Annotated in this window: 11 protein-coding genes and 1 pseudogene; 8 read left to right on the top strand and 4 right to left on the bottom strand. The window is 70.9% G+C overall.

Annotated elements, in window-relative coordinates:
- Positions 1–204 precede the first annotated feature (204 nt).
- On the bottom strand, positions 205–741 hold the full coding sequence (locus ACIRPT_RS17635; protein ID WP_403827968.1) for a DUF4245 domain-containing protein: 537 nt from the start codon (positions 739–741) through the stop codon (positions 205–207).
- Positions 742–946: 205 nt separating this feature from the next.
- Here ACIRPT_RS17635 and glpX point away from each other — a divergent pair, with 205 nt between their 5' ends.
- Positions 947–1,978 (top strand): class II fructose-bisphosphatase, encoded by a 1,032-nt coding sequence (gene glpX, locus ACIRPT_RS17630; protein WP_033266154.1) that lies wholly within the window; start codon positions 947–949, stop codon positions 1,976–1,978.
- A 145-nt stretch (positions 1,979–2,123) separates the two neighbouring features.
- On the opposite strand, the gene ACIRPT_RS17625 is transcribed toward glpX, so the two are convergent.
- Both ACIRPT_RS17625 and ACIRPT_RS17620 read right to left on the bottom strand, forming a co-directional pair.
- Positions 2,124–2,432, bottom strand: coding sequence for a WhiB family transcriptional regulator (locus tag ACIRPT_RS17625; protein ID WP_403827899.1), 309 nt, complete (start codon positions 2,430–2,432; stop codon positions 2,124–2,126).
- A 468-nt stretch (positions 2,433–2,900) separates the two neighbouring features.
- Positions 2,901–3,500 (bottom strand): annotated as a pseudogene (locus ACIRPT_RS17620) (DUF1707 domain-containing protein); the annotation flags it as partial.
- A 320-nt stretch (positions 3,501–3,820) separates the two neighbouring features.
- Between ACIRPT_RS17620 and ACIRPT_RS17615 the strand changes: the two are divergent.
- The 7 genes from ACIRPT_RS17615 (at position 3,821) to ACIRPT_RS17585 (ending at position 13,672) form a co-directional block, all read left to right on the top strand.
- On the top strand, positions 3,821–5,515 hold the full coding sequence (locus tag ACIRPT_RS17615; protein ID WP_403827897.1) for a fumarate hydratase: 1,695 nt from the start codon (positions 3,821–3,823) through the stop codon (positions 5,513–5,515).
- A 128-nt stretch (positions 5,516–5,643) separates the two neighbouring features.
- Positions 5,644–7,329, top strand: a complete 1,686-nt coding sequence (gene murJ / locus ACIRPT_RS17610) for a murein biosynthesis integral membrane protein MurJ (RefSeq protein ID WP_403827895.1) — start codon at positions 5,644–5,646, stop codon at positions 7,327–7,329.
- A 169-nt stretch (positions 7,330–7,498) separates the two neighbouring features.
- Positions 7,499–7,813, top strand: coding sequence for a hypothetical protein (locus tag ACIRPT_RS17605; protein WP_403827893.1), 315 nt, complete (start codon positions 7,499–7,501; stop codon positions 7,811–7,813).
- Between the two features lie 136 nt (positions 7,814–7,949).
- Positions 7,950–9,374, top strand: a complete 1,425-nt coding sequence (locus ACIRPT_RS17600; protein ID WP_403827891.1) for a class II fumarate hydratase — start codon at positions 7,950–7,952, stop codon at positions 9,372–9,374.
- 127 nt (positions 9,375–9,501) lie between these two features.
- Entirely contained in the window at positions 9,502–10,206 is a 705-nt protein-coding gene (locus tag ACIRPT_RS17595) for a DUF402 domain-containing protein (protein WP_403827889.1), read from the top strand.
- Positions 10,207–10,417: 211 nt separating this feature from the next.
- Complete coding sequence (locus tag ACIRPT_RS17590; RefSeq protein ID WP_403827887.1) at positions 10,418–11,101, top strand: class I SAM-dependent DNA methyltransferase; 684 nt, start codon at positions 10,418–10,420, stop codon at positions 11,099–11,101.
- Positions 11,102–11,164: 63 nt separating this feature from the next.
- Entirely contained in the window at positions 11,165–13,672 is a 2,508-nt protein-coding gene (locus ACIRPT_RS17585; RefSeq protein ID WP_403827886.1) for a SpoIIE family protein phosphatase, read from the top strand.
- Positions 13,673–13,817: 145 nt separating this feature from the next.
- Here the strand turns inward: ACIRPT_RS17585 and ACIRPT_RS17580 are convergent, their stop codons facing one another.
- Positions 13,818–16,127, bottom strand: coding sequence for a transglycosylase domain-containing protein (locus ACIRPT_RS17580; RefSeq protein WP_403827884.1), 2,310 nt, complete (start codon positions 16,125–16,127; stop codon positions 13,818–13,820).
- Positions 16,128–16,164 lie beyond the last annotated feature (37 nt).

Here is a 16,164-nt window from a genome sequence, read left to right as displayed (position 1 = left end):
TCCCCGCGCCCCCCCCGCCTCCCCTACGCCGTGGCCGGCGCCTGGGTGTGCGCGCCTTCGGGCGCCCCGGTCGCGGGTGTGGCCCGCCCACGGGGGGCCCCCCCCCCCCCGGGGGGGGGCGCCGGCCTCTCCTTGCATTGCCTTGCGTTGCCCTGCGTTCACCGGCCGGGTACACGCCCCGGCCCCGGGGGCCTCGGCCCGCCCTCAGCCCTTCTTCGCCACCAGCGCGGCGGCCAGATCCGCGAGCCGCCCGTAGGGCGCCGTCCCCGTGATCACGGTGGTCACCCCCGGATCCCGACGCACCAGCGCCCGGTACCGGTCGCCCTTGTAGCGGTCCCACTTCTTGCTGCCGACGGCCTGCTTGCCCTCGACCTTGGCCGCGCCGAGCGTGACCTCCTGGATGAACTTCTTCGCGGGCGCGTCGCTCTGCTCGACGGCCGCGTACTGCTGCTCCGGATCCAGCATGCCCAGGTGCCAGGCGCCGCCCTTGCCGTCGTCGCTCGCCTTGTACGAGACGGAGGTGGCGCGCCAGGTCTTCGGCAGGCCCTGGGGCGCGGCGACCGGGTACGGTGCGGCCCGCCGGGCGGTCGTGACCTCGACCCGGTAGTCGACCGTTTTGACCGCCTGATTCTCGGCGCCCCGGCTGTCGTCGTGCGGAATGAAGATGTAGACCGCCGCCACCACGACGCCGATCACCGCCAGCGACAGGATCATGTCCCGCACCGTTTGCCTGCCTCGCATACCTGCCACGCCCCCTATCGTCCCCTATGGCCGCGGCGATCCCGACAGGCCCCCCGCACACGGCCGCGACCTGCGCACTTACCACGCTCGGGGGCTTCCTTGACGGCGCTCATGCGAAGGGCCCTCTGCTCATTTTGGCGACGTACGGATAAAGTCGTATCACCCTCATCCTTCACGGCCGTCGCCGTACAGAAAGGTGCGCTCGATGACCGAGCATCATCTCCCGTCCCAACTCGAGGTCAGCCCCGAGGCCCCGGACCGCAACCTCGCCCTGGAACTCGTCCGGGTCACCGAGGCCGGCGCCATGGCGTCGGGCCGCTGGGTGGGCCGGGGTGACAAGAACGGCGCGGACGGTGCAGCGGTCAAGGCCATGCGCGCCCTGATCCACACCGTCTCGATGAACGGCGTCGTGGTCATCGGGGAGGGCGAGAAGGACCACGCCCCGATGCTCTACAACGGCGAGCGCGTCGGCGACGGGACCGGCCCGGAGTGCGACGTGGCCGTGGACCCGGTGGACGGCACGACCCTGACCGCCAAGGGCATGGCGAACGCCGTCTCCGTGATGGCGGTCGCCGAGCGCGGCTCGATGTTCGACCCGTCCGCGGTCTTCTACATGGACAAGCTCGCCACCGGCCCGGAGGCGGCGGACTTCGTCGACATCACGGCGCCGGTGGCGGTGAACATCAAGCGGATCGCCAAGGCGAAGAAGTCCGCCGTCGAGGACGTCACCGTCGTCATCCTGGACCGGCCCCGCCACGACGGCCTGGTCAAGGAGGTCCGGGAGGCGGGCGCCCGGATCAAGTTCATCTCCGACGGCGATGTCGCGGGCGCGATCATGGCGGCCCGCGAGGGCACCGGCGTGGATCTGCTACTGGGCATCGGCGGTACCCCCGAGGGCATCATCACGGCCTGCGCCATGAAGTGCCTGGGCGGCACCCTCCAGGCCAAGCTGTGGCCCAAGGACGACGAGGAGCGGCAGCGCGCGCTGGACGCCGGCCACGACCTCGACAAGGTGCTCCAGATCGACGACCTGGTCCGCAGCGACAACGTCTTCTTCGTCGCCACCGGCATCACCGACGGCGAGCTGCTGCGCGGCGTGCGCTACCGCGCCGAGACCGCCTACACCCAGTCCCTGGTGATGCGCTCCAAGTCCGGCACGATCCGCCAGATCGACTCGCAGCACCGCCTGTCGAAGCTGCGCGCGTACAGCTCGGTGGACTTCGAGCGCCCGAGCTAGCCCACGGCGGCCGGCCCGCACCTGCCGCACGCCCCGCACCACCGCTTCGCCCCCGCCGGAGATCCTCCGACGGGGGCGAAGCGGTGGTGCGGGTACCTGGGCCTACGAGCCGAAGCCGTCCGTCCCGGCCCTGCCTGCCGCGGCCTCAGCCGGCCGCCGGCATCCGGGCCGTGCGCTGAAGCTCGGACTCCCGGCGTCGGCGGCGGGCCAGGACGACCCGGCGCTCGGCCGCCGTCAGCCCGCCCCAGACGCCGTACGGCTCCGGCTGGAGCAGCGCATGCTCCCGGCACTCGACCATCACGGGACAGCGGGCACACACCCGCTTCGCGGCCTCTTCCCTGGCCAGCCGCGCGGCGGTCGGCTCCTTGGACGGGGCGAAGAACAGCCCGGCTTCATCCCGGCGGCACACCGCCTCCGAATGCCAGGGGCCGGCCTCGTCGCGAGCAGCGGGCATTCGCTGGGACGGAACGACAGCGGCATCCTGCAGGGGCTGATGCGGTAGCAGCACGGTCTACTCCTGACGACGGCTTCGGCGAAGATTTCACCCTTGCCCGTCTCGCTGCGCACGGCTTTTCGCACCCCGCAGCCGTACGAGAGACGATGCACCAGCCCTACCCGCTGTACGTACGCTTATGCACACCGTGGCGATCGTGCGGAAACCAGAAGAACGAAAACCCGAAAAGCGGCTTTGATCCCGCTCCCCCGCCCCCGGAGCCGCCGACCGCCCCTCGGCCGGCGCAGCCCCTCGGCCGGCTCAGCCGCCGAACCCCTTCCGGAAGCGGTCCCGCCGCTCCTCGCGTTCGAACCGCCGCCGCTCGTGCCGCTCGTGCCGCTCCTCGAGCGCCTGGGCATGCCGCTCGAGCCGCGCGTCCAGCCGGTCCTGCCGCTCCTCGCGCAGCCGCTCGTGGCGGTCGCGCCGGTCCTCGCGCAGCCGGCTGCGCAGATCGCGGATCCAGGCGCCGCGCTTCGGCTTGGCCTCCACGCTGCCCAGCACCGCATAGCCGTTGATCTGCACCTGCGGGGCGCTGTCGTCCTCCGCCTCGTGCGTCTCGATCTCGAAGGAGCCCAGCAGGCCGGCACCGCTGCTGCGCAGCGTGACGTTCTCCGGGACCCGGATCTCCACGCTGCCGAAGAGCGAGGTGACATTGATCTGCACCTGCTGCTGCGGGAACACCGCCTCGGTCAGATCGATTTCCACGCTCCCGAAGATCGCCACGGCGTTGATCCGCCCCGGGACCCGCCAGCGCCCCTTGCGCGCGGACGCGCTGAAGATCGCCACGAGGTTCTGGTCCGGCATCGGGGCGGCGGGCCCGTACGCATACGCCCCCGGCGCGGACCGGGTGCGGCTGCCGTCGTCCGCCGCGGGCAGGTCCCGTACGACGGGCTCCAGCTCGCCCATGGTCTTGGCGCGGTAGACCACGTCGATCCGCTCGGCGTGCTCCTCGGCGTCCAGCCGGCCCTCCGCCAGCGCCTCGCGCAGGATCTCCGCGACCCGGTCGCGGTCCGCGTCGGACGCGCGCATCTCGGCCTCGGCCACCGGCTTGGTCAGATTCACCTTCTCCGCCTGCCCCTCGCGCCGGTCGTCCTGCTTCTGAAGCGTTCCGGGCGGGGTCTCGGGGCCCGGTCGTCCCCCGTTGTCTGCAGCGTCCACGGCACCAGCGTAGCGAAACGCGATAGATCGCGACCAGCCCTACGGGGATGCGCCGCCGGGCGGCCCGGCCGTCCCGGCGCCCCGGGTACTGAGCCCTACCTCACAGCCGCGCCCGTCCGCCGGGGTTCTACGCTGTTGGGGCGCTGCCGTAGAAGCCAGCCACACCCCTCCGAGTAAGGACCAGTCCCCAGATGCCCGCCTCCTCCCACCCGGCCCGCCCGGCATTCGCCTACACCGACCTCCTGCCCACCGGTGAGGACAACACCCCCTACCGCCTGGTCACTTCGGAGGGTGTGAGCACCTTCGAGGCCGACGGCCGGACATTCCTCAAGGTCGAGCCGGAGGCGCTGCGCAAGCTGGCCGCCGAGGCGATGCACGACATCTCGCACTATCTGCGCCCGGCCCACCTCGCCCAGCTCCGGAAGATCCTCGACGACCCCGAGGCCAGCGCGAACGACCGCTTCGTCGCGCTGGACCTGCTGAAGAACGCCAATATCGCGGCGGCGGGTGTGCTGCCGATGTGCCAGGACACCGGCACGGCGATCGTGATGGGCAAGCGCGGCCAGAACGTCCTGACGTCGGGCCGGGACGAGGAAGCGCTCTCGCGCGGCATCTTCGACGCGTACACCGAGCTCAATCTTCGCTACTCGCAGATGGCCCCGCTGACGATGTGGGACGAGAAGAACACCGGATCCAACCTCCCGGCGCAGATCGAGCTGTACGCGACCGACGGCGGCGCCTACAAGTTCCTGTTCATGGCCAAGGGCGGCGGCTCGGCCAACAAGTCCTTCCTCTTCCAGGAGACCAAGGCGGTCCTCAACGAGGCCTCCATGATGAAGTTCCTGGAGCAGAAGATCCGCTCGCTGGGCACCGCGGCCTGCCCCCCGTACCACCTGGCGATCGTGGTCGGCGGTACCAGTGCCGAGTACGCGCTGAAGACCGCCAAGTACGCGTCCGCGCACTACCTGGACGAGCTGCCGGCCGAGGGCTCGCCCACCGGCCACGGCTTCCGCGACAAGGAGCTGGAGGAGAAGGTCTTCGAGCTGACGCAGAAGATCGGCATCGGCGCGCAGTTCGGTGGCAAGTACTTCTGCCACGACGTGCGCGTGGTGCGCCTGCCGCGGCACGGTGCCTCCTGCCCGGTGGCGATCGCCGTCTCCTGCTCCGCGGACCGCCAGGCCGTCGCGAAGATCACCGCCGAGGGCGTCTTCCTGGAGCAGCTGGAGACCGACCCGGCGCGCTTCCTCCCGGACACCACCGACGAGCAGCTGACCGAGGGCGCGGGCCCGGACCTCGAAGCGGTCGCGATCGACCTCAACCGTCCGATGGACGACGTCCTGGCCGAGCTGACCAAGCACCCGGTCAAGACCCGCCTCTCCCTGACCGGCACGCTGGTCGTCGCCCGCGATATCGCCCACGCGAAGATCAAGGAGCGCCTGGACGCCGGCGAGGAGATGCCGGAGTACCTCAAGAACCACCCGGTGTACTACGCGGGCCCGGCCAAGACCCCCGAGGGCTACGCGTCGGGTTCGTTCGGTCCGACGACTGCGGGCCGGATGGACGCCTACGTCGAGCAGTTCCAGGCGGCCGGCGGCTCGAAGGTCATGCTCGCCAAGGGCAACCGCTCCCAGCAGGTCACCGACGCGTGCCATGCGCACGGCGGTTTCTACCTCGGCTCCATCGGCGGTCCGGCCGCCCGCCTGGCGCAGGACTGCATCAAGAAGGTCGAGGTGCTCGAGTACGAGGAGCTCGGCATGGAGGCCGTCTGGAAGATCGAGGTCGAGAACTTCCCGGCGTTCATCGTCGTCGACGACAAGGGCAACGACTTCTTCCAGGACCCGGCGCCGACGCCGACGTTCACCAGCATTCCGGTGCGGCAGGCGTAGCGGGCGGCGCAGCACAGCAGCGCGGCACAGCGCCGACGGCCCTCACCCATCCAGTGGGTGGGGGCCGTCGGCACCGGCGCCGGAGACGGGCCGTTGAGGGACCGGGGGACGGACGGGGTGGGGCAGGAATGAACGGGGTCAAGGCGCCTGCGGAGCGTGCGGAGCCGCGGCGGACCGGGGGCGCTTCGGGCCTGATGAAGGCCGGCGCCGTGATGGCGGCGGGCACGGTCGTCTCCCGGGTCACGGGCTTTCTCCGCACGCTGGTCATGGCGGCGGCGATCGGCGCCGGCACGCTCAACGACTCCTACCAGGTCGCCAATGTCCTGCCCACGATGATCTATTTCCTGGTCGGCGGCGGAGCGCTGAACGCGGTCTTCGTTCCGCAGCTGGTCCGGGCGATGAAGGAGGACGAGGACGGCGGCGAGGCGTATGCCAACCGTCTGCTGACCCTGGTCGTGGTGGTGCTGGCGGGCGTCACGGCGGTGTGTGTGCTGGCGGCTCCGCTGCTGGTGCGGCTGATGTCGCCGGACATCGCCTCGGACCCGCGGCGGATGGCCGTCACCGTGGCGTTCGCACGGTATTGCCTGCCGACCATTTTCTTCATGGGCGCGCATCTGGTGCTCGGGCAGATCCTCAACGCCCGTGGCCGCTTCGGCGCGATGATGTGGACCCCGGTCCTCAACAACGTCGTGATCATCGCCGCGTTCGGCGGTTTCATCTGGGCCTTCGGCGGCTTCACCGACTCCGGTGTCGGTCCCTCGACCATCACCCCTCAGGGCGTGCGGCTGCTCGGTCTCGGCACGCTGATCGGGCTCGCCGTGCAGGCGCTGGCGATGCTGCCGTATCTGCGGGAGGCCGGTTTCCGGCTGCGGCTGCGCTTCGACTTCAGGGGGCACGGCCTGGGCAGGGCCATGGGCCTGGCCAAGTGGACGCTTCTCTTCGTCCTCGCCAATCACGTCGGCATGACCGTGGTCATTCAGCTCGCCACCAAGGCGGGCACCCTGGCCGAACGGGCCGGGCACCTCGGCTCGGGCATCACCGCGTACAACTACGGCCAGCTGCTGTGGCAGATGCCGCAGGCGATCATCACGGTGTCGGTGATGACCGCCGTACTGCCGCGGATCGCCCGCGCGGCTCAGGAAGGCGATGCGGCGGCGGTCCGCGATGACCTCTCGTACGGGCTGCGGACCTCGGCCGTTGCCATCGTGCCCTGCGCGTTCGCGTTCCTGGCGCTGGGCGTCCCGATGGCCTCGACGCTCTATTTCGGGTCGGGCGCCGAGGGCGCGAGCGGCATCGGCCATGTCCTGATGGCCTTCGGCCTCGGGCTGATTCCCTACTCGGTGCAGTACGTCGTGCTGCGCGGCTTCTACGCCTACGAGGACACCCGCACGCCCTTCTACAACACCGTGATCGTCGCCGTGGTCAACGCCGCCGCGTCCGGACTGTGCTTCGCACTGCTCCCGCCGCGCTGGGCCGTTGCCGGTATGGCCGCCTCCTACGGGCTGGCCTACGCGGTGGGCGTGGGCGTCGCCTGGCGGCGGCTGCGCGGGCGGCTGGGCGGCGATCTGGACGGCGCGCGGGTGCTGCGTACCTACGCCCGTCTGGTTGCCGCCGCGGCGCCCGCGGCCCTGGTGGGCGGCGGCGCGGCGTATGCCGTCACCCGGGCCCTCGGTGGCGGCGTGTGGGGCTCCCTGGCGGCGCTGCTGGCCGGCGGGGGCGTCCTGCTCGGCGTCTTCGTGGCCGTTGCCCGGCGGATGCGGCTGCCGGAGTTCGACGCCATGGCCGGCATGGTCCGGGGCCGGCTCGGGCGCTGATCTCGCGCCCGGTCCCGCGGAACGGCCGTGGCCGGTGTCTGCCGTGCGACGGGAACCCGGCGGCCGCCGCCCGCGTCTTCATGATCGATTGACCGTTCGAGCGGCGTGGCGCGGGACCGGCGCCACGGCGCGTCAGTTCGTCACGACCGTTCCTGGGGGAATGCGAACCATGCGCACAATGAAGCGCTCGATGGCCCTGGCGGCCACCACCATCGCCGTCGCCGGCATCACCTTCGCGGGGGTCGCGCCGGCCAGTGCCGCACCCGCCGGCGGCGCCGCGGCGGCCCGTGCCAACTGTCAGCGTTACATGGACGAGGCGCGCCGGCACAGCGAACTGTCCCGCGACTACGTGGCGCGTGCGAACGCGGAGGCCGCGGCGGCGCACCCGAACAGGACCAAGGTCGCCAAGTACAAGGAGCTGGCGCTGGAGGAGGCCCGCTACGCCGACAAGATGGCGGCGGAATACAAGAAGTGCAGGGGATGAACACGCGGCGTAGCCGCTGAGCAGCGACGCGAGGGCCCGGCTCCTGGAGCCGGGCCCTCCGCCGTGCGCGGGCCGTCGGGTGAGCGGATTTTCCGTATCCGGGAACAGATCGGCCGCCCCGGGTACTGAAACAGATATGAGCGAAATCAGCGGCCTCAGCAGCAATCCCGGCAACCCCGACGACTTCCGCATCGAGCACGACTCCATGGGCGAGGTCCGCGTGCCCGCGCGCGCGAAATGGCGGGCGCAGACGCAGCGGGCGGTGGAGAATTTCCCGGTTTCGGGGCTGCGGCTGGAGCGGGCGCACATCGAGGCGCTGGCGCGGATCAAGGCCGCGGCGGCGAAGGTCAATGCGGAGCTGGGGGTGCTCGAGAAGGAGACCGCGGTGGCCATTCAGGAGGCGGCCGGGGAGGTGGCGGAGGGGCGATGGGACGCGCATTTCCCGGTCGATGTGTTTCAGACGGGGTCGGGGACGTCGTCCAACATGAACGCCAATGAGGTCATCGCGACGCTGGCGAGCGAGCGGCTGGGGCGCGCGGTGCACCCCAACGACCATGTCAATGCCAGTCAGTCGTCCAACGATGTGTTTCCTTCGTCGATCCATATCGCGGCGACGGCGGCCGTGGTCCGGGATCTGGAGCCGGCGCTGGAGCATCTGGCGGTGGCGCTGGAGCGTAAGGCGATGGAGTTCGCCGAGGTGGTGAAGTCGGGGCGGACGCATTTGATGGATGCGACGCCGGTGACACTGGGGCAGGAATTCGAGGGTTATGCCGCCCAGGTCCGTTACGGCATGGAACGGCTGCGGGCTTCGCTGCCGCGGCTGGCGGAGTTGCCGCTCGGCGGGACGGCGGTGGGGACGGGGATCAATACGCCCCCCGGATTCCCGGCGGCGGTGATCGCGGAGGTGTCGCTGGCCACGGGGCTGCCGCTGACGGAGGCCCGTAATCATTTCGAGGCGCAGGGGGCGCGGGACGGAATCGTCGAGATCAGCGGTCAGCTGCGCACCATCGGGGTGGGGTTGACGAAGATTGCGAATGATCTGCGGTGGATGGGTTCGGGGCCGCGGACGGGGCTCGCGGAGATTGTTCTGCCGGATCTGCAGCCGGGGTCGTCGATCATGCCGGGGAAGGTCAATCCGGTGATTCCGGAGGCCGTTTTGATGGTGGCGGCGCAGGTCACCGGTAATGACGCGACGGTGGCCGCGGCCGGCGCGTCCGGAAACTTTGAACTGAATGTCATGCTTCCGGTGATTGCACGGAATGTGCTGGAGTCGGTGCGGTTGCTGGCGAATGTGTCGCGGCTGCTCGCGGACCGGACCGTGGACGGCATCACGGCGAATACGGAGCGGGCGCGCGAGTATGCGGAATCGTCGCCGTCCGTGGTCACGCCGTTGAACAAGTACCTCGGTTACGAGGAAGCGGCGAAGGTGGCGAAGAAGTCCCTCGCCGAGCGGAAGACGATTCGCCAGGTCGTCATCGAAGGGGGATATGTCGAGCGGGGGCTGCTGAGCGAGGAGCAGCTGGACGCGGCGCTGGACGTGCTGCGGATGACGCATCCGTGACGCGGCGCCCGGTGCCCGGTCCGCACCCCCGGTAACGCCACCACCGGTCCGCCGTCATCACCCCTCCGTAACGTTCGGTGCGGCTCAGGTCACGGCGCGCGTAACGCCGGGGTCCTAAGCTCTGGTCATGACAGCGGACATGGTGGGGACGAGGGAAGGCGAGACACCTCGCGCGGCGGAGCGGACGCGGTGGGCGCGCGGGGAGCACATCCTGTGGCGCTACCGGGACAACGCCGATCCCCACCGGTTCCATATCGCCCGCCCGGTGACCGTTGTCCAGGACACCGATGACCTGCTCGCGGTGTGGATGGCGCCGGCCACCGCCGTCGTCAAGCCGGTGCTCGCCGATGGCACGCCCGTGCACCGCGAGCCGCTGGCCACCCGCTATACGAAGGCCCGGCGCACCACCTTCGACCAGTGGTTCGGCACGGGTGTGCTGAAGCTGGCGCGGCCGGGAGACCCCTGGTCGGTGTGGCTGTTCTGGGAGCGCGACTGGCAGTTCAAGAACTGGTACGTCAATTTGGAGGAACCGCGTCGCCGTTGGGCGGGTGGCATTGACTCGCTGGATCATTTTCTTGACATCTGCGTCTTTCCGGACCGGCACTGGGAGTGGCGGGACGAGGACGAGTTCGCGCAGGCGCAGCGGGACGGGCTGATGACCGCGGCGCAGGCGGCCGAGGTCCGCTCCGCCGGGCGGGCCGCCATCGCCCAGATCGGGGCGTGGGGCGGGCCGTTCGCCGACGGCTGGGAGAATTGGCGGCCCGATCCGGGCTGGGAGGTTCCCCGGCTTCCGGAGAACTGGGACCGCCCGCCGGACCGTTTGCGGTCGTGAGCGAGTAAAGCAAAGTGGGGTGAGTGAACCGGGCGAACTGTGGAAAGACGCGCCTAAGGGCGCGGCCTTTTCTTGCGGGCCGAGAAGCCGGACCGAGCCCCCTTGCTGCGGCGGGGGTCTTCAACCGTAGGATCGTCCTCCGCAAGACTGCACTGGCGCAACTCCAGAACGGGAAAACGAACTTGACCGCGGTCGCAGGAGGGGCGAGGTCGTGAGCGCGAGAAGCTACGACGAATATGAGGGCCTGAACCGGTTAGCACTTGACCGGGCGGGACAGGCCGAGGCGTTCGATGCGATCGGCGATCTGTACGACGACGCCTTCCCGCACAAGGAGGGCCAGGTCGCGACGGGCACCTGGCTCGCCGGGGCGCTCCCCGCCGGCTCGCGCATCCTGGATGTGGGCTGCGGTACGGGTCTGCCGACCGCCCGTCAGTTGTCGGATGCCGGGCATCGCGTCGTGGGCATCGACCTCTCCCCCTCGATGATCAAACTGGCCCGGGACAACGCCCCGGACGCGGAATTCCACCGGCTGGACATCGCCGATCTGCGCGGCGGCCGGCTCGGCGGCCCGGGTTCGTTCGACGGAATTGCCGCCTTTTTCTCGCTTCTGATGCTGCCGCGTGCCGAAATCCCTTACGCACTGGGCCTGCTGCATGATCTCCTACGACCTGACGGGCTGTTGGCCCTGTCGATGGTCGAAGCGGATGTGGACGACTTCACGATTCCGTTCCTGGGCACCTCGGTCCGGGTATCGGGATACCTGCGGGATGACCTGCGCCGGGTCGTGCGCGACGCGGGTTTCGAGGTCGCCGGGGAGGACTCGTATGCATTTGCCCCGGCGAGTACGGACGTGCCCCCCGAGATCCAGCTCTTTCTGCACCTGCGACGTGTCTGACGCGCCCGCCAGGCGGTGCGTCAGGTATCAGGTATGCAGCCCCGGACGGATGGAATCCCACGCGTGACGGAGCACCCCACCTCCCACGAATCGCGGCGGTCGGCCTCGACCGCCGCGCCCTCGGCCTCCCCTTTTCGGGGGGCGGCCGGGACGGCGCCGCTCGGTGCGGTTCCCGACCCGCGCAGCGCCCTGCAGCAGCCCACCGCGGCCGGGTTCGCGCCCGTCCCCGGCACCGGCTTCGCGGTGCGCGGCGGTGATGACATCGGCATGAACATCGGTAGGGGCGTCGGCATGGGTGGTGGTGGTGTGCGCGGTGGCGCGCAGGAGGAGCCGGGCGCGGATCACGGTGCGGCCGAGCGGGATGCGGCGGGCGAGGCGGAGCATCGTGCCGCGGAGCACACGGCCGGGCGGCTGACCGGTCATCATGTGAGTGACCACGCGGCCGGTCACGCCGCGGCACGGGGTGCGGGCGGTTCGTACGGGGACTCCTACGGGGACTCGTACGGCGATGCGTACCCGGATTCGTACAGGGAGGTGGCGATGCCCGTGGCCGGGCGGCCGGCCGGGGTGCCGGAGGAACGAACCGCGGCCCGTGCCGTGCAGGCGGGCGCGGGCGCGGTGGGCCGTGCCGAGGCGCCGGAGCCGGGCGAGGACCCGCGTACGGGGCAGGAGTCGCGCCCCGGGGGCGAGGGCATCGGCCGGCAGCGCGAGGGCGGCTTCTCCGGCGAGGCGGCGTATCCGGTGGCCGAGGAGGTGGCGCGGGCACAGGTGCCGCCGCCGGCGGGTCCGCCGCCCGCTCCCCCGGCCCGTTCCGGGCATCCGGGTGAGAGCGGCGAGGTGGCGGCGGCGCGGCAGGCGGGCGGCGACCGGCTGCGGTTCATCGGGGCGGCGACGCGGCGGATCGCGCGCGGCATAGACCTGGACGAGATCGTGCTGGGGCTGTGCCGGGCGACGGTGCCGACGTTCGCCGACGCGATCCTGGTGTATCTGCGGGATCCGCTGCCGGTGGGCGATGAGCGGCCGACCGGGCCCGTGGTGCTGCGGCTGCGGCGTACGGACCGGATCCCGGAGGAGCCGGACACCAACGGCACCCGGCTGCCGATGCTGCCCGCGCAGCCCGATCTGGGGCCGGCGATGGGCGGCAGCGCGGCGGAGCTCGCCGAGGTGCGGCCGGGCGGTCCGCTGGCGGAGGTGCTGCGGGGTGTGCGGCCGCTGTTCGGGGAGGCGCAGGCGGCGCGTACGGCGCTGCCGGAGCTGCTGGGTCCGGACACCCGGCTGCCCGGTGGCCACCGGGTGATCCTGGCGCCGCTGCGGGGCCGTCGGCGGGTCATCGGTGCGGCGGTCTTTCTGCGCCGCCCGGACCGCCCCGCCTTCGAGCCGGACGATCTGCTGGTGGCGGCGCAGCTGGCGACGCACACCGCGCTGGGTGTGGACAAGGCGGTGCTCTACGGGCGCGAGGCGTACATCGCCGACGCGCTCCAGCGCACGATGCTGCCGGACTCGCTGCCGCAGCCGACCGGGGTGCGGCTGGCCAGCCGTTATCTGCCGGCGGCCGAGACGGCGCGGGTGGGCGGCGACTGGTACGACGCGATTCCGCTGCCGGGCAGCCGGGTGGCGCTGGTGGTCGGCGATGTCATGGGGCATTCGATGACCTCGGCGGCGATCATGGGCCAGCTGCGGACGACCGCACAGACCCTCGCCGGGCTGGATCTGCCGCCGCAGGAGGTGCTGCACCATCTCGACGAGCAGGCGCAGCGGCTGGGTTCGGACCGCATGGCGACGTGCATGTACGCGGTCTACGACCCGGTCGCGCACCGCATCATCATCGCGAACGCGGGGCATCCGCCGCCGGTGATGCTGCACCGCGGCGGGCGCGCGGAGGTGCTGCGGGTGCCGCCGGGCGCGCCGATCGGCGTCGGCGGGGTGGACTTCGAGGCGGTGGAGCTGGACGCGCCGGCGGGCGCCACGCTGGTGCTCTACACCGACGGTCTGGTGGAGTCGCGGATCCGGGACGTGTGGACCGGTATCGAGCAGCTGCGGGAGCGGCTGACCGAGACGGCCCGGCTGACGGGTCCCAATCCGCCGCCGCTGGAGCCGCTGTGCGACGAGGTGCTGGACATGCTGGGTCCCGGCGACCGCGATGACGACATCGCGCTGCTGGCCGCCCGGTTCGACGGGATAGCGCCGAGCGACGTCGCGTACTGGTATCTGGACCCGAAGGCGCAGACGGCCGGGCAGGCCCGGCGCCTCGCCCGCCGGGCGCTGGCGCGCTGGGGCCTGGACGAGCTGACCGACCAGGTGGAGCTGCTGGTCAGCGAGGTGGTCACCAACGCGGTGCGGTATGCGGAGCGGCCGATCACGCTGCGGCTGCTGCGGACCGATGTGCTGCGCTGCGAGGTGGGTGACGATGTGCCGCAGCTGCCGCGGCTGCGGCAGGCCCGGCCGTCCGACGAGGGCGGGCGGGGGCTGTATCTGGTCAATCGCATGGCCCGGCGCTGGGGCGCGACGCGGCTGAGCATGGGCAAGGTGGTCTGGTTCGAGCTGTCGATGCCCCCGGGGGCACGCGCCTGACGGCCGGGGCGTACGGGAGCGCAGGCGCCCCGTACGGCCCTTGTCCCACGGATTGGGCCCCGTCCGAGACCGGACGGGGCCCAATTCAGCACCGCGGCCCCCGCCTTGAGGCGGGGGCCGCGGTGTTCCGGGTCGGTGCGGGGCGTCAGTTGAAGTCGGTCAGGCCGCCCTTGCCGTTGCCGCCGCCCGGTCCGCGACTGGTCCCGCCGGTGGTGTCGCCCCCGGTGGTGGTGCCGCCGTCGGTGGTGTCACCGCCGGTGGTCCCGCCGTCCGGGAAACCGGTGTTGGTCGGGGTCGGATCGGTGGGCCGGCCCGTCGGGCGGCCGGTCTCCGTGGGGGTTCCGGTCGGCGTCGGGCTGTGCGAGGGGGTCTCGCTCGGCGACGTGCTCGGCGTGGGGGTCGCCGAGGGGGTGTTGCTCGGCGTGGGGACGGCGGTCGGCGCGGCCCAGGCGCCCTGGTCCGTGTTCAGCTGGAACTTGTCCCCGGTGCGCCCGCCCAGCGCGGCCTGGGTGTAGTCCGCCCACACCTGCGCCGGGTAGCCGCCGCCGTTGACCCGGCCGCCGCCGCCGGTGCCCTTGAGGGTGACCTGGGCGCCGCCGTTGGGGGACTCGCCGAACATGCCGACCGCGGTGACCAGCTTGGGCGTGTAGCCCACGAACCAGGCCGACTTGTCGTCGTCGGAGGTGCCGGTCTTGCCCGCCGCCTCGTACGCGGTGTTCTTCACGGACTGCGAGGCGGTGCCGTCGTTGACCACGCCGGTCAGTACGGAGGTGACCGTGTCGGCGGTGCGCTGGCTGAGGACCTGTCCGCCGATCGGGTCGCGCAGCCGGAGCTTCTCCTCGCCGTGCGTGGCGCTGGTGACGATGGTCGGGGTGACCTTCTTGCCGTGGTTGTCGAGGGTGGCGTACGCCCCGGCCATCTGGAGCGGGCTGGCGCCCATGGTGCCCAGCGTCATGGCGGGCTGGACGTCCATCTTCTCGCCGTTCAGGCCCAGGCTGACGGCGGTCTTCTTGATCTGGTCCAGCCCGACGTCGGCGCCCATCTGCGCGAAGACGGCGTTGACGGAGTTGTTGGTCGCCGTCTGGACGCTGATGTTGCCGTAGTCGTGCTCGTCCTCGTTGGGCGGCGCGAAGGGCTTGGTGCTGTTCACGACCGGGCGGCGGTTGTGGCCGCTGTAGATCGTGGCCGGGGTGATCGGCACGCCGTCCTGGGTCTTGGCGCCCCTCTCCATCGCGGAGGCGAGGATCAGCGGCTTGAAGGTCGACGCGGCCTGGTAGTCCTCGCGCGTCGCGTTGTTCCGGTAGTGCTTCGGGGGGCCCTCGCCGCCGTACAGCGCGACGATGTGGCCGGTCTTGGGGTCCACCGATGCGGCACCGAGCTGGGCGTTCGCGTCGTCCTTGCGCTGCTTCGCGTCGAGGTCGTCGAGGAGCTTGCGCTTGACGGACTTCTCCAGCGCCTGCTGCTTCTTGCGGTCGATGCCGAGGGTGACGGTCCAGCCGCCGGCCTCGAACTGCTTCTCGTCGACGCCCTGGGCGAAGAGCTCCCGCTTGGCCTCGTCGATGAGGTAGCTCTTCTGGCCGGTCACGCCGGGCAGCGGCTTGGGAGGCTTGGGGACGGCGGAATCGAAGATCTGCTTGGCCCGCTTGCTCGGCGAGAGCCAGTGCATCTCGACCATGTTGTTGAGGGTGTAGGCCCAGCGCTGCTTGACGAGCTTCCTGCCGGTCGGGGTCGCGCTCGTCCAGTCGTACTGGCTCGGGGCCTGGAGCAGCGAGGCGAGGTAGGCGCCCTCCGAGACCGACAGCTTCTCGACGTCCTTGCGGTAGTACGCCTGGGCGGCGGCCTGGATGCCGTAGGCGCCGCGGCCGTAGTAGCTGGTGTTGATGTAGCCCTCGAGGATCTGCTTCTTGCTGAGCTTGTCGTCCACCTTGAGCGAGATGACGATCTCCTGGAGCTTACGGGTGACCGTCTGCTCGGAGGTCAGGTAGTAGTTCTTCACATACTGCTGAGTGATCGTCGAGCCGCCCTGCTTGCCGTGGCCCATCAGGGTGTTGAGGATGCCGCGGGCGGTGCCCCACAGGTCGACGCCGGAGTCGTGGTAGAAGGTCTTGTTCTCGGCGGCGACGAAGGTGTTCTGGACTTCCTTGGGAATCTTCGCGAGCGGTACGGTCTCGCGGTTCACCGTGCCGTCGCGGGCGATGATCTTGCCGTCGGCGTACTGGAAGACATTGCTCTGCTTGGCGGCGTCCTGATTGCTCGTCTTGGGAATGTCCACGTACAGGTACAGGCCGAGGAAGCCGAGCATGCCCAGCAGGATCACTCCGAGGACTGCCCCGAGGATCTTCTTCCAGCTGAAGAGCCGGCGTATGAAGCTCTTGTCCTGTTTCGGCTTTCTCTGTTTCGGCTTGGCCCGGCGGGCGTTCCCCTGCCGCGCCCGCCTCGCATCCGCTCGGCCCATCGCTCCAGCAACTCCAGTCGGTTCCGCCCCCAGGTCA

It is taken from the genome of Streptomyces sp. NPDC101227, from assembly GCF_044767545.1.
Taxonomy (GTDB): domain Bacteria; phylum Actinomycetota; class Actinomycetes; order Streptomycetales; family Streptomycetaceae; genus Streptomyces.
This window is presented reverse-complemented; position numbering and strand designations above follow the sequence as displayed.

Excerpts from the sequence above, each read along its gene's own strand:
- ACIRPT_RS17635 (WP_403827968.1), bottom strand. The coding sequence starts at position 741 with ATGCGAGGCAGGCAAACGGTGCGGGACATGATCCTGTCGCTGGCGGTG.
- glpX (WP_033266154.1), top strand. The coding sequence starts at position 947 with ATGACCGAGCATCATCTCCCGTCCCAACTCGAGGTCAGCCCCGAGGCC.
- ACIRPT_RS17625 (WP_403827899.1), bottom strand. The coding sequence starts at position 2,432 with ATGCCCGCTGCTCGCGACGAGGCCGGCCCCTGGCATTCGGAGGCGGTG.
- ACIRPT_RS17615 (WP_403827897.1), top strand. The coding sequence starts at position 3,821 with ATGCCCGCCTCCTCCCACCCGGCCCGCCCGGCATTCGCCTACACCGAC.
- murJ (WP_403827895.1), top strand. The coding sequence starts at position 5,644 with ATGAACGGGGTCAAGGCGCCTGCGGAGCGTGCGGAGCCGCGGCGGACC.
- ACIRPT_RS17605 (WP_403827893.1), top strand. The coding sequence starts at position 7,499 with ATGCGCACAATGAAGCGCTCGATGGCCCTGGCGGCCACCACCATCGCC.
- ACIRPT_RS17600 (WP_403827891.1), top strand. The coding sequence starts at position 7,950 with ATGAGCGAAATCAGCGGCCTCAGCAGCAATCCCGGCAACCCCGACGAC.
- ACIRPT_RS17595 (WP_403827889.1), top strand. The coding sequence starts at position 9,502 with ATGACAGCGGACATGGTGGGGACGAGGGAAGGCGAGACACCTCGCGCG.
- ACIRPT_RS17580 (WP_403827884.1), bottom strand. The coding sequence starts at position 16,127 with ATGGGCCGAGCGGATGCGAGGCGGGCGCGGCAGGGGAACGCCCGCCGG.